The 12,617-nt window shown below is 46.4% G+C and carries 15 protein-coding genes; 13 read left to right on the forward strand and 2 right to left on the reverse strand.

What is annotated here, in order from left to right; all coding sequences use genetic code 11:
* The 10 genes from fliJ to flhB all read left to right on the forward strand — a co-directional run bounded on the left by fliJ (position 1) and on the right by flhB (position 8,208).
* The gene (gene fliJ / locus PL85_RS05345; protein WP_010318709.1) at positions 1-453 is read left to right on the forward strand and encodes a flagellar export protein FliJ; all 453 of its coding nucleotides are present in this window, start codon (positions 1-3) and stop codon (positions 451-453) included.
* Between the two features lie 172 nt (positions 454-625).
* A complete protein-coding gene (locus PL85_RS05350; RefSeq protein WP_115339195.1) occupies positions 626-2,677 on the forward strand; it encodes a flagellar hook-length control protein FliK in 2,052 nt (683 codons plus the stop codon).
* Between the two features lie 33 nt (positions 2,678-2,710).
* Positions 2,711-3,208: a flagellar basal body-associated protein FliL gene (gene fliL, locus PL85_RS05355; protein WP_017042738.1), complete on the forward strand. Its 498-nt coding sequence runs from the start codon at positions 2,711-2,713 to the stop codon at positions 3,206-3,208.
* 7 nt (positions 3,209-3,215) lie between these two features.
* Positions 3,216-4,268, forward strand: coding sequence for a flagellar motor switch protein FliM (gene fliM, locus PL85_RS05360; RefSeq protein ID WP_017042737.1), 1,053 nt, complete (start codon positions 3,216-3,218; stop codon positions 4,266-4,268).
* A 17-nt stretch (positions 4,269-4,285) separates the two neighbouring features.
* Positions 4,286-4,696 carry a flagellar motor switch protein FliN gene (gene fliN, locus PL85_RS05365; RefSeq protein WP_010318705.1) on the forward strand — a complete coding sequence of 137 codons (411 nt, stop codon included), beginning with the start codon at positions 4,286-4,288 and terminating at the stop codon, positions 4,694-4,696.
* A gap of 33 nt (positions 4,697-4,729) precedes the next feature.
* Positions 4,730-5,110: a flagellar biosynthetic protein FliO gene (gene fliO / locus PL85_RS05370; protein WP_013856319.1), complete on the forward strand. Its 381-nt coding sequence runs from the start codon at positions 4,730-4,732 to the stop codon at positions 5,108-5,110.
* Positions 5,097-5,996: a flagellar type III secretion system pore protein FliP gene (gene fliP / locus PL85_RS05375; RefSeq protein ID WP_038171200.1), complete on the forward strand. Its 900-nt coding sequence runs from the start codon at positions 5,097-5,099 to the stop codon at positions 5,994-5,996. The genes fliO and fliP overlap by 14 nt, the downstream gene beginning before the upstream one ends.
* A gap of 11 nt (positions 5,997-6,007) precedes the next feature.
* Positions 6,008-6,277 (forward strand): flagellar biosynthesis protein FliQ, encoded by a 270-nt coding sequence (gene fliQ, locus PL85_RS05380; protein WP_013856321.1) that lies wholly within the window; start codon positions 6,008-6,010, stop codon positions 6,275-6,277.
* An 8-nt stretch (positions 6,278-6,285) separates the two neighbouring features.
* Positions 6,286-7,068 (forward strand): flagellar biosynthetic protein FliR, encoded by a 783-nt coding sequence (gene fliR, locus PL85_RS05385; RefSeq protein WP_017042735.1) that lies wholly within the window; start codon positions 6,286-6,288, stop codon positions 7,066-7,068.
* 9 nt (positions 7,069-7,077) lie between these two features.
* Positions 7,078-8,208, forward strand: a complete 1,131-nt coding sequence (gene flhB, locus PL85_RS05390) for a flagellar biosynthesis protein FlhB (RefSeq protein WP_017042734.1) — start codon at positions 7,078-7,080, stop codon at positions 8,206-8,208.
* A 56-nt stretch (positions 8,209-8,264) separates the two neighbouring features.
* On the opposite strand, the gene smrB is transcribed toward flhB, so the two are convergent.
* Positions 8,265-8,795: an endonuclease SmrB gene (gene smrB, locus PL85_RS05395; protein WP_013856324.1), complete on the reverse strand. Its 531-nt coding sequence runs from the start codon at positions 8,793-8,795 to the stop codon at positions 8,265-8,267.
* 63 nt (positions 8,796-8,858) lie between these two features.
* Between smrB and prmB the strand changes: the two genes are divergently transcribed.
* Positions 8,859-9,791, forward strand: a complete 933-nt coding sequence (prmB, locus tag PL85_RS05400) for a 50S ribosomal protein L3 N(5)-glutamine methyltransferase (RefSeq protein ID WP_013856325.1) — start codon at positions 8,859-8,861, stop codon at positions 9,789-9,791.
* 184 nt (positions 9,792-9,975) lie between these two features.
* Positions 9,976-11,061: a chorismate synthase gene (aroC, locus tag PL85_RS05405; RefSeq protein ID WP_026028357.1), complete on the forward strand. Its 1,086-nt coding sequence runs from the start codon at positions 9,976-9,978 to the stop codon at positions 11,059-11,061.
* Positions 11,062-11,212: 151 nt separating this feature from the next.
* On the opposite strand, the gene PL85_RS05410 is transcribed toward aroC, so the two are convergent.
* Complete coding sequence (locus PL85_RS05410) at positions 11,213-11,836, reverse strand: trimeric intracellular cation channel family protein (RefSeq protein WP_026027295.1); 624 nt, start codon at positions 11,834-11,836, stop codon at positions 11,213-11,215.
* Between the two features lie 234 nt (positions 11,837-12,070).
* Here PL85_RS05410 and PL85_RS05415 point away from each other — a divergent pair, with 234 nt between their 5' ends.
* Positions 12,071-12,601, forward strand: a complete 531-nt coding sequence (locus PL85_RS05415) for an elongation factor P hydroxylase (RefSeq protein WP_017042731.1) — start codon at positions 12,071-12,073, stop codon at positions 12,599-12,601.
* The last annotated feature ends 16 nt before the right edge of the window (positions 12,602-12,617 follow it).

The following is a 12,617-nucleotide window of genomic DNA, read 5'->3' on the forward strand; positions in this document are numbered from 1 at the left end:
ATGGATAACGCACTCGAGTTTTTGCTTGATCAAGCCAAAGACAAAGAAGAAAAAGCCGTGATGGCGTTATCTAAATCGCGTGATGAGCTAGAGAGTTATTACAAGCAGCTAGCGCAGATTGAACAATATCGTCTTGATTATTGTCAGCAGCTTATGGAGCGCGGCATGTCGGGTTTGACGGCGAGCCAATATGGACACTTAAACCGATTTCTTACCCAGTTAGATGAAACCCTTGTCAAACAAAGAGATGCAGAACAACACTTCAAAAATCAGGTAGAGAACTGCCAAGAGCATTGGATGGAAGTGAGAAAACAGCGACGCTCTTACGAATGGCTCATTGAAAAAAAACAGATAGAAGCGCAACGTCTGCAAGATAAACGAGAGCAGAAGCAGATGGATGAGTTTTCTACACTGCTCTTTAGTCGGCAACGTTCTAATCAACACAAGTTTTAAGCAACATAAGTTTTAATCAAAATAAGTTTTAAGTCACTGACGCCTCAAGTCGTCAACGTGTCCAATAAGATGGGTGTCATACTTTCTTATCGATATTGAAGGCTTGGCTCATTTCTTGCTTCTGACTAATCACGGAGTTCATTAGGTTAATCCACTGCGCCATCGTCAAAAAATGATGAAACATGGCTTACTGGCCAATAATGAATCCGCGTCATCCTCTGTTTTTAGTGCGAGCATCATGGATATGAATGTAAATATTACAACACCATCCGACACATCTAAAATGGCCAGCGTGAGTAAAGCAGGCTCTGATGCGGTGAGTGAAGGTTCTGAATCCCAAGGTTTTTTTGAAAAACTGACCACCCTCATTATGGGTCGTAGCACTGAATCTTCGGCAGAAACTGACTTTAAGGCGCTGGATGAGGGAGCTGTGCTCACCGATGACGTGGCAGCCCAAAGTAGCGATGCCTTGTTAGATAAAGAACTTGGTGAGGCATTGAGTGAAGAGGCTGATCTTGCTACCGTGCAAACAAAATCACCCCCTTCAGCAGAGGTTGATGACTCCGCTCTTCAGCAGAAAACAGCACAAGTGATGAGCGATGGCGATGAAATCCTTGGCCGTTTAAATAGCGCCAATCAAGCACTTGCTGACCAAAACGGCAAAACCTTGCCACAAAACACTCATCCGGTAGACGTGCAAATCGACGACAACGCAGGTGACTCCTCGGATCAAGTGGAGCAAAAAGCGCCAGCGGCTGCGCAAATATCAGCACAGGATGTATTCGCTAAACCCACTACTGAACCAGTAGCACCGACGTCAGTGAATGAGCAAGCTCCATTATCTGATCAGCACATCACGGAACAAGATGCAGAGCGTGTGCTGCCTATTCAGCAGGGCAAAGAGCGTTTGATGGCTGCGGAAGGTTCACCTACGGCATCAAGCTTAAACGCAGAGACCGAAGAGAATAGTGAACTCATCCTGCCGGAATCAGTCCGAAAATTCATTCAGCCGCCTCAAGATACAAAGTCAGTGCAAGCAAGCGCTTTGTCGCAAGCGATAGAAGATGAGGCCACTTTACTTGCCACAACTGAAGTTGGCGATGCAACAGTCAACGCGGTGGCAAAAAGTGACAACGCCATGCCCATAGAGTCATCACCTTTGGTTGAAGCGCAAGCACTTGATTCACAATTGACGACAAATTTAGCAGAGGGCAAGCTACCTATTTCCCCATCCCCATCGGCGAATACACCTCAAACCGATTCGGAAAATGATCAGCAAGGACTGCCCACAGAGGCGTTACTGACTGCCGCTGCCATTCCTTGGGCGAACACAGTTGTTGCCGAAGGGCAAGCATTACCTCTAGATGTGGCACAAAGTGAAGCGGTCCTCAAGGGTAAAAATACGCCAGTTTCATTAGCCCATTCTGTTCAGCAAGCCTTAGCTCAGCAACAATCTCAAACCATGCAGACTGCCGTGGCGGCAGATAAAGCCGCACTAGCATCGTCACCTCTTGTGACAGCAAGCAATGAGTTATCCAATGTACAAATACAACAGTTAGCGAATGCGGCCGCGATACCAGCTGCAACCCATGCAGAATTGCCACTCAACCCCGCGCTATTCAAAGCCGGATTAGGCGCGAAAGCGTTATCGGGTGTGAATGATGCAGGGTCGGCTCAAGAGCAAAAAGAGGGCACATTAGCGCAGCAGCTTTCGAGTGCTTTGGGGCAACATGGTTTGAACGCGACGCAGAGCCGTGCTGACAACTTGCAAGCCGCGCAACAGCCTCCTTTGTTGCTTAACCGAGAAATGGCCAGTGAGCAAATGGCGGAACGGCTGCAAATGATGATGTCGAAAAACCTTAAACATGTCGATATTCGCTTAGATCCACCGGAATTGGGGCGTTTACAAATTCGTATGAATATGAATGGTGATCATACGACGGTTCATTTTACGGTCGCTAACCATCAAGCACGTGATGTGATTGAACAATCTATGCCAAGGCTACGAGAAATGTTGGCACAACAAGGTGTGCAGTTGGGTGAGACCTCTGTCCAACAACAGAGCGCTGGTCAGCAACAAGCGCGCTACACTGCTGACGGGGATGCTCAATCTGGTCAATTGGCGCGCAACGGAAGCTATTTAGACGAAGAAAACCTTGATACAGACGTCAAACTTGATTTGAATGTCGCATCAAAGCGTGATGGAATCAGTTATTACGCTTAAACTAACATTAAAATAACGACATAGAGAAACATTATGGCTGATGAAGAGTTAGGCGCGGAAGCCCCCAAAGGGAAGAAAAAACTGCTGATTATCGTTATTGCTGCCGTAGTGTTACTGCTTGGTGGTGGTGCAGCTTTCTTTTTGATGAGCGGAGATGAGGCTGAAGCCACGAGTGAGCAAGCCCCCGCAGCGCAGCAAGCTTTGCCAACGGATCCTGTGGCTTACGTTAATATTGCACAGCCGTTTGTGTTTAACGTCACGGGTGATAAGAAAGATCGTTTGGTGCAAATCAAAGTGCAGTTGATGGTGCGAGGTTCAGAAAACGAAAGCCTTGCACGTTACCATTCACCTTTAGTGGAAAGTTCTTTACTGGCCACTTTTGCGTCTGCCACTGTGGAACAGCTTCGTAGCCCTACCGGGCGAATTGAGCTGAGAGATAAGGCGACAGATGATATTAAAGCGGCACTCACTAAAGCGGTTGGGCAACCTGTGATCGAAAAAGTGTTGTTTACCGATTTTGTAATGCAGTAGGTGAGAAGTGACTGATTTATTAAGCCAAGACGAAATTGATGCCCTGCTCCATGGTGTAGACAGTGTTGATGAGGCGGAAGACGATGACGATGTTGACGGTAAGCCGGCGATTAATTTTGACTTCTCTTCACAAGACCGCATCGTTCGTGGGCGTATGCCTACGCTGGAGCTTATCAACGAACGTTTTGCTCGTCATATGCGCATTAGCTTGTTTAACATGTTGCGCAAAACCGCCGAGGTGTCGATTAACGGCGTACAAATGATGAAGTTTGGTGAATACCAAAATACGCTTTATGTTCCGACTAGTTTGAACATGGTGCGTTTTCGTCCATTAAAAGGGACCGCGTTGGTCACGATGGAAGCGCGCTTGGTGTTCATTTTGGTAGAGAATTTTTTTGGTGGCGATGGCCGTTTCCACGCTCGAATTGAAGGGCGAGAATTTACACCAACAGAACGGCGCGTCATTCAATTACTGTTAAAAATTGTCTTTGGCGACTACAAAGAAGCTTGGTCACCAGTGATGGGCGTTGAGTTTGAATACTTGGATTCTGAAGTGAACCCAAGTATGGCTAACATCGTCAGCCCAACGGAAGTGATCGTGGTGAGCTCGTTTCATATCGAAGTCGATGGCGGCGGTGGTGATTTCCACGTGGTCATGCCTTATTCTATGGTTGAACCCATTCGTGAGTTGCTCGATGCGGGTGTCCAGTCGGATAAAATGGAAACCGATGTGCGTTGGAGTTCTGCATTGCGCGAAGAGATCATGGATGTGCCCGTCAATTTCCGAGTCAATTTATTAGAGCAAGATATTTCATTGCGTGACTTAATGGATCTACAAGTAGGCGATATCATCCCAATTAAAATGCCCAAAAACGCAACGATGTTTGTTGAAGAGCTGCCTACTTACCGAGTGAAAATGGGTCGCTCTGGCGAAAAAATGGCTGTTCAAGTCTCTGAAAAAATCAAACGCCCTGATGTAGTAAAAACGGATCTCGCCTTTTTAGGCAAAGACATCATGTCTGAATTTGAAGATGATGACGAAGAAGATAACGAAGAATAATAGAGTAGGTAACGAAGATGGAACCAAGTGACGACCAAAGATTGGCAGACGAATGGGCAGCCGCATTAGGGGAAGACCCATCCGCGCCTAGTATTGATGTAGATGAAATTCTGGCCGCGCCTCTTGATGAATTAAAAGATACTTCGCCACCGATCACCGAAGATGAGCGCCGCAAACTTGATACGATCATGGACATTCCAGTGACCATTTCGATGGAAGTGGGGCGTTCGAAGATCAGCATTCGTAACTTACTGCAATTGAACCAAGGCTCAGTGGTTGAGCTTGATCGCATCGCGGGTGAGTCATTGGATGTGATGGTAAACGGCACCTTGATTGCTCATGGCGAAGTGGTAGTGGTTAACGATAAATTCGGTATTCGTTTAACCGATGTAATCAGCCAGACTGAGCGTATTAAAAAGCTGCGTTAGCATAACGTCAGTTTACGAGAAAGAAGTATTTGGATGAAAAAACTGATCGGTTTATTGCTCTGTTCAAGCCAGGCGATGGCAGCGCCGAATGATCACTTAGATTTAGCGACCACTTTCGGGTCGCTTTTGTTCGTTATTGCGCTAATTCTCTTTTTGGCTTGGGTGTTAAAACGCATGCGAGTGCCCACGTTCGGTAATCAAAAAGGGCTGAGCATTGTACGTCAACTGCCGGTGGGTACTAAAGAGCGTATCGTTATTGTGCAAGCGGGAGAAGAACAATTTCTCGTCGGAGTCACGTCACAATCCGTCCAATTGATCGCCAAATTAGATGCCCCACTCAAACAGGAGGAGGCTGAGGTCAGTCCGTTTGCCGGTCAACTGACTCAGCTGCTAAAGAAAAATGACAAGAAATAGTCGCACGGCCTCATTGGGTTACCTTGCTCATCTATGGCATCTTTCTATGTTGCTGGTGGCATTATTGTTTACCCCGTTTGCGTTTTCAGAGCAAGAGTTAGCCACGCCAATTCCTTCCAGCGCCGTAGGCGCAGAAACGGTGACAGTAACGGCGATGAATAAAGACAGTGGTGCCTCTAAAACGATAGCCGCTGGTAGCGTCAGTGGTGGTGGCGGTATTCCAGCATTTACCATGACGACCAATCCAGATGGCAGTCAAGATTACTCGATCAATCTACAAATTTTAGCCTTGATGACCATGTTGGGTTTTTTGCCTGCCATGGTCATTTTGATGACTTCCTTTACACGTATCGTGATTGTGATGTCGATCTTGCGCCAGGCAATGGGCCTGCAACAAACGCCGTCAAACCAAGTAATTATCGGCATCGCTATTTTTCTCACTTTTTTCATTATGTCACCAGTCATCAACGCCATTAATGAGCAAGCTGTGCAGCCGTATCTCAATGAGCAGATGACGGCGCGTCAAGCGTTTGATACGGCTCAAGAGCCACTAAAAGCCTTCATGCTGAAACAGACGCGAGTCAAAGATTTAGAAACCTTTGTTGAGATATCGGGCTCTGACGCAACCAATCCTGAAGAGGTCTCGATGGCAGTGCTGATCCCTGCGTTCATCACCTCGGAGCTAAAAACGGCGTTTCAAATCGGCTTTATGCTATTTTTACCCTTTTTAATCATTGATTTAGTGGTGGCGTCTGTTTTGATGGCGATGGGTATGATGATGCTTTCGCCGATGATCGTCTCGCTGCCTTTTAAACTCATGCTGTTTGTACTAGTGGATGGATGGAACTTGATCCTCTCAACGCTAGCTGGCAGTTTTGCTTTATAGCGGGGGCGCGAATGACTCCTGAAGTCTTTGTTGAGCTGTTTCGAGACGCACTGTGGATGGTGCTTATCATGGTGTGCGCCATCATCATCCCGAGTTTGTTGATTGGTTTAGTGGTCGCCATTTTCCAAGCCGCGACCTCAATTAACGAACAGACGTTGAGCTTTTTACCGCGTCTCATTGTGACGTTACTGGCACTGATGTTCTTTGCCCATTGGATGACGCAGATGTTGATGGAGTATTTCTTCTCTATCGTTGAACGGCTACCACAGGTACTGTACTAGGAGCTTGAATGGAGTACCCAACAAGCCTCGTTTTAGAGTGGATTGCTAGCTATTTTTGGCCCTACACTCGTATTTCCGCCATGCTGATGGTGATGTCAGTCACTGGTGCCCGCTTTGTTCCGACCCGAGTGCGGCTCTACTTAGGTTTGGCTATTACCTTCGCCGTGATGCCCGCGATTCCTGCCGTTTCAGAGACCGTTGAACTACTTTCATTTAAAGGTTTTTTGACCACCTTTGAGCAGATTATTATTGGCGTTGCAATGGGCATGATCACCCAGTTTATAATCCAAACCTTTGTTATGCTTGGTCAAATATTGGGTATGCAAGCCAGCTTAGGTTTTGCTTCAATGGTCGACCCCGTAAACGGGCAAAACACCCCTTTGCTTGGTCAATTGTTTATGTTTTTAGCGACCTTGTTCTTCTTAGCAACCGATGGTCATTTAAAGATGATCCAACTGGTGGTATTCAGTTTCAAAACCTTGCCTATTGGCGATGGGGCATTAACGACCGTGGATTTTCGTGAGCTCGCATTGTGGCTGGGAATTATGTTTAAAGTGGCGCTGAGTATGTCTCTTTCTGGCATCATTGCGCTATTAACCGTCAACTTATCATTTGGTGTGATGACTCGTGCAGCCCCTCAGCTCAACATTTTCTCATTGGGTTTTGCGTTTGCGCTTTTGGTCGGCTTGCTACTCTGTTGGTATATTTTAGGCGGCTTGTATAGCCACTATGATCTATTTTGGTTAGAAGGCGAGCAGCAAATTTGTCGCCTAATCCGCATGAACTGTTAGGAGGCGCGTTTGGCAGAGTCAGACGGTCAAGAACGTACCGAAGACGCCACGCCCAAGCGATTGGACGAGGCGCGAAAAAAAGGTCAAGTCGCTCGTTCAAAAGAGTTAGCGTCCGTTTCGGTACTGGTGGTGGGTGCGATTGCATTGATGTGGTTTGGCGAATCGTTAGCCCGAGCCTTGTACGCTTTGATGGGTCGAATCTTCAACTTAAGCCGAGAAGAAGTGTTTGATCTCGGAAAGTTGTTTGATATTGCGGCTGGTTCTCTTGCGACCCTGGTATTGCCACTCTCGCTTATCTTAATTACGTTATTTATTGCTGCATTAATTGGCGCAGCTGGCATTGGTGGAATTAACTTTTCTGTCGAAGCTGCGATGCCAAAGCCCTCCAAAATGAACCCGCTCAGTGGCTTAAAACGTATGTTCGGTTTGCAAAGTTGGGTTGAGTTATTTAAGTCCATTTTAAAAGTACTGCTTGTTTCTGGCGTTGCTTTTTATCTGATCAATGCATCGAAAGAAGATCTATTTCAACTGAGCATGGATGTCTATCCACAAAATATTTTCCATGCGCTCGATATTTTGCTCAACTTTGTGTTGCTGATCAGTTGTTCTTTATTGGTCGTGGTCGCCATCGATATCCCATTCCAAATCTGGCAGCACGCTGACCAATTAAAAATGACCAAGCAAGAAGTAAAAGACGAATACAAAGATACGGAAGGAAAACCTGAGGTTAAAGGTCGAATTCGGATGTTGCAGCGTGAAGCGGCTCAGCGGCGGATGATGGCGGAAGTGCCACAAGCGGATGTAATCATCACCAACCCAGAACACTTCTCAGTTGCGCTGCGCTATAAACAAAATACGGATAAAGCACCGATTGTGGTGGCTAAAGGCGTCGATCACATGGCGATGAAAATTCGTGAAGTAGCACGTGCGCATGATATACACATCATCCCCGCACCGCCTTTGGCTCGAGCGCTTTATCACACAACCGATCTTGAACAGGAGATCCCCGACGGGCTTTTCGTGGCGGTTGCGCAGGTACTGGCTTATGTCTTTCAGCTTAAGCAGTATCGTAAACGCGGTGGCCAAAGACCCAAACTCGATGAAAATAACATGCCGATTCCACCGGATTTACGACATTAATCCTCATCGTTATGCTGGAGCAAAAGCGTTAATGCTGAAGTTAGCGTCAGTTTAAATCACTTATCAGGAATAGAAAGCAGCACCAACACCGCGCCATGCCCGCCAAATTCAAGAGGGGCTTGATGAAACGCCATCACATCAGGATGTTGAGCGAGCCAGAGAGGAACTTTTTGTTTGAGAATGTGTTTACCAATCCCATGTTGGACACAAGCGCAGTGAATATTTTCCTTCACACAATAAGCAACCATCGCCCCTAGTTCTCGTTTCGCTTCTTGCTGCGTCATGCCGTGCATATCCAAAAATACATCTGGCACATAGACGCCACGTCTTAACCGTTTAACTTCATATTTCGACACATCATCACGAGCATAGCGCGTCGGGCCTTCATCGCTGAGTTTTGGTATAAACTCATCGGAAAAATAAAATTCGGTATCGCTGGCTTCCCGCGCAATACGGCGGATTTCTTTTTGTTTGGGGTTTCTGTTTGGCGGCTGGATTATGGTATCCTGTCGCAACTTTTTAACGCCCTTTACTGCATCCCGAAACAAGTCGAAAGCGTCATCGTGTTCGGTCTCTTTTTGGCTCATTGGGTTTGGTCATTTTCTAACAGATCGATATTGGCAGTATTGTAGCGCTTTTCGGAGGCAATTTTGGATAAGATTTTTGTAGAAGAGGCGGTTTCTGAACTTCACACGCTTCAAGATATGATTCGTTGGACGGTCAGCCGTTTTAATGCCGCCAACTTATTTTATGGTCATGGGACCGATAATGCGTGGGATGAAGCCGTTCAGCTAATCCTACCGACACTCTATCTTCCGATTGATGTTCCTCCGCATGTACTGAATTCTCGTTTAACAGGCAGCGAACGTCTGCGTATTGTTGAACGGGTGATTAAGCGCATTAATGAACGTACTCCTATCGCCTATTTAACCAATAAAGCCTGGTTCTGTGGCCTTGAATTTTATGTGGATGAGCGAGTACTGGTGCCACGTTCACCGATTGGCGAATTGATTGAAGCGCAGTTCCAACCTTGGTTGATCGACGAGCCTGTACGCATTATGGATTTGTGTACTGGCAGCGGTTGCATCGCCATTGCGTGCGCCCACGCGTTCCCTGATGCTGAAGTGGATGCGATTGATATCTCAACCGACGCACTGCAAGTGGCGGAGCAAAATATTCAAGATCATGGTATGGAGCAACAAGTTTTCCCGATCCGTTCCGATCTATTCCGTGATTTGCCAAAAGAGAAATATGACCTAATCGTGTCGAATCCACCGTATGTGGATCAAGAAGATATGAATAGTTTGCCCAAAGAGTTCAAACACGAACCAGAACTCGGCTTAGCCGCCGGTACCGATGGTTTGAAATTGGTGCGTCGTATTTTGGCCAATGCGGCGGGGTACCTCACTGATAACGGTATTTTGATCTGTGAAGTGGGCAATTCGATGGTGCATATGATGAACCAATACGACCACATTCCGTTTACTTGGCTTGAGTTTGAAAATGGTGGGCATGGCGTATTCATGCTGACTCGCCAGCAGTTGGTTGATTGCGCTAGCGACTTTGCGCTTTATATCGACTAATGCCGTACGCATAAGAAAAACGCCAGCCACAGTGCTGGCGTTTTTTTATCCATTAGAAAAATACACATTGCTTTATTTTGGGGCTTTACATCATTTCGTAATAAAGCCACTATGAATCCACGAACAATAGAATGAAGCGGTGATAGGGAGCATGTCGCTCTGTGTCATCAATATTGAGGAAGTAATGGCAGGAAACAGTATCGGACAACATTTTCGGGTGATGACATTCGGAGAAAGTCACGGTATCGCACTAGGATGTATCGTCGACGGATGCCCTCCGGGCTTAGAAATTACAGAAGCTGACTTACAGATAGACCTAGATCGTCGCCGTCCTGGCACATCTCGCTATACAACGCAGCGCCGTGAAGCGGATGAAGTCAAAATTCTTTCTGGTGTATTTGAGGGGAAAACCACAGGTACATCGATCGGTCTATTAATTGAAAATACCGACCAACGTTCAACCGATTATTCAGACATTAAAGACAAGTTTCGCCCCGGTCATGCCGATTATACCTACCACCAAAAATATGGCATTCGCGACTATCGTGGTGGTGGCCGTTCATCAGCACGAGAGACAGCGATGCGAGTGGCAGCGGGAGCCATTGCGAAGAAATATCTCAAACAAGAATTTGGGGTTGAAATTCGCGCTTACTTGTCACAAATGGGTGATGTTTGTATCGATAAAGTGGATTGGAATGAAATTGAGAATAACGCCTTTTTCTGTCCAGATGCAGACAAAGTGGCGGCATTCGACCAACTGATCCGTGATTTGAAAAAAGAAGGTGATTCGATCGGTGCAAAAATTCAAGTTGTCGCGACCAACCTGCCTGTTGGTTTAGGTGAGCCGGTATTTGATCGTCTAGATGCGGATATTGCGCATGCTTTGATGAGCATTAATGCGGTGAAAGGGGTAGAGATTGGTGACGGTTTTGATGTCGTGCAGCAAAAAGGCAGCCAGCATCGAGATCCTCTAACACCGAACGGCTTTCGCTCAAATCATGCTGGCGGTATTTTAGGCGGTATTTCGACTGGACAAGATATTGTTGCCAGTATTGCACTTAAACCCACGTCAAGTATTACAGTACCTGGCGATACCATTACTCGCACGGGTGAACCCACACAACTTATCACGAAAGGTCGCCATGATCCTTGCGTTGGTATTCGCGCCGTGCCCATTGCCGAAGCAATGCTGGCGATTGTGTTGATGGACCACTTACTTCGTCATCGCGGGCAGAATTTTGCGGTTCAAACAGAAACGCCTAAAATCTAATCCAGCATAACCGAATTAAAATGAAAAGCGCCCTTCTTGTTAGGGCGCTTTTGTTTTAAGCAATTTTCTGTTTGGCCAATTTCCGCGGCTGAATGAATTTTTTATCGAAACAAGTCAGCTAACTAACTAAATATCTAACATCGGATTGTGGCTAATGAATCTGATTTTCAGCATCAAGCTGGAAAGAAGGCAAACGCCATTTAAAACGCACTGCCGCCATACGCAATAAATAACCCACAATAAGCGTTACTATCGTGCTGGTGACATCATTGATGCCGAATGCGAGTAAGGTTAAATAAAGCCCTGAAGCGACTAATGAAACCGAAGCGTAGAGTTCTTCATGCAGTACCAGTGGCGTTTGTCTGCAGATTAAATCGCGTAATAACCCACCAAACACCCCAGTGACCAACGCAGAAACCATACAAATGCCGGGATGCAAACCCATGCCCATTGCGACTTTTGTGCCTATGATACTGAACACAATTAGCCCCAATGCATCTAAACGAATGAACAACCCTTTGAGTTTGATTACCCATTTAGCTAAGCCTGTGGTGAGAACGCCTGCGATACAGGTAATGGCTAAAAACTCCGGATTCTTCACCCAACCTAGCGGATAATGGCCGAGTAAAATATCCCTCACCGTACCGCCTCCAATCGCAGTGGCACTCGCTACTAACATCACACCGAACCAATCCATTTTTCGACGGCCTGCACTCAATGCGCCAGTCATCGCTTCGGCAGTAATACCAATAATATATAAAACACTGAGCAACATAATGCGGTACTCCGACAGCACTTCCTTAGGTATATAAGAACCGAGAAAGCGGTTGAACTTAAAAATGGAGGCGCAAGTGTAGTAGTAAAGTCAGGCGATGGCGAATGAGATTTTATGCCAAGAAACCGTTTGACCGATTAATAAAACTAATGAAGTGGGGCGATTGAATGGCTTTACCTGACTACAGAAAAATAAGAGAATGCGTTGAGAAATTTTTGCCTGCATGACTGAGCGATGACACATCAATACCAAGACTTGATCTCCCTGTTCAATGACACTTTTTTTGAGCCATTCAATACGCGTTTAGAGCTCGGTGGTGATGAGCCGATTTACTTGCCTGCTGATGCGCAAATCAATCATCACCGCATCATTTTCGCACGAGGCTTCTTTGCCTCGGCACTGCACGAAATCGCGCATTGGTGTGTCGCCGGCCCTGAACGACGATTGATGGAAGATTTTGGCTATTGGTATCAACCAGACGGGCGAACCGCGCAAGTTCAAGCCGAATTTGAAAAAGTAGAGGTTCGCCCTCAAGCGTATGAGTGGATTTTATCGGTCAGTGCTGGCTTTCCTTTTACTGTGAGTTGTGACAACCTACACGGCGCTTTTGAACCAGACCGTATCGCCTTTATGACTCAGGTACATCGTGAGGTAGTCGCTATCTTACAGGTTGGACTTCCACCCCGAGTGAAGATGCTGTCAGATGCATTACGTGCTTTTTATGGTACGACAGAATTAAGGCTAGAGCACTTTATTATCAGGTAACTAGCTAAATAATAAG

Source organism: Vibrio anguillarum (assembly GCF_001989995.2).
Taxonomy (GTDB): domain Bacteria; phylum Pseudomonadota; class Gammaproteobacteria; order Enterobacterales; family Vibrionaceae; genus Vibrio; species Vibrio anguillarum.

Bases quoted from the DNA above. Each gene is read 5' to 3' on its own strand.
- fliJ (WP_010318709.1), top strand. From the start codon at position 1: ATGGATAACGCACTCGAGTTTTTGCTTGATCAAGCCAAAGACAAAGAA.
- PL85_RS05350 (WP_115339195.1), top strand. From the start codon at position 626: ATGATGAAACATGGCTTACTGGCCAATAATGAATCCGCGTCATCCTCT.
- fliL (WP_017042738.1), top strand. From the start codon at position 2,711: ATGGCTGATGAAGAGTTAGGCGCGGAAGCCCCCAAAGGGAAGAAAAAA.
- fliN (WP_010318705.1), top strand. From the start codon at position 4,286: ATGGAACCAAGTGACGACCAAAGATTGGCAGACGAATGGGCAGCCGCA.
- fliO (WP_013856319.1), top strand. From the start codon at position 4,730: ATGAAAAAACTGATCGGTTTATTGCTCTGTTCAAGCCAGGCGATGGCA.
- fliP (WP_038171200.1), top strand. From the start codon at position 5,097: ATGACAAGAAATAGTCGCACGGCCTCATTGGGTTACCTTGCTCATCTA.
- fliQ (WP_013856321.1), top strand. From the start codon at position 6,008: ATGACTCCTGAAGTCTTTGTTGAGCTGTTTCGAGACGCACTGTGGATG.
- fliR (WP_017042735.1), top strand. From the start codon at position 6,286: ATGGAGTACCCAACAAGCCTCGTTTTAGAGTGGATTGCTAGCTATTTT.
- smrB (WP_013856324.1), bottom strand. From the start codon at position 8,795: ATGAGCCAAAAAGAGACCGAACACGATGACGCTTTCGACTTGTTTCGG.
- aroC (WP_026028357.1), top strand. From the start codon at position 9,976: ATGGCAGGAAACAGTATCGGACAACATTTTCGGGTGATGACATTCGGA.
- PL85_RS05410 (WP_026027295.1), bottom strand. From the start codon at position 11,836: ATGTTGCTCAGTGTTTTATATATTATTGGTATTACTGCCGAAGCGATG.
- PL85_RS05415 (WP_017042731.1), top strand. From the start codon at position 12,071: ATGACACATCAATACCAAGACTTGATCTCCCTGTTCAATGACACTTTT.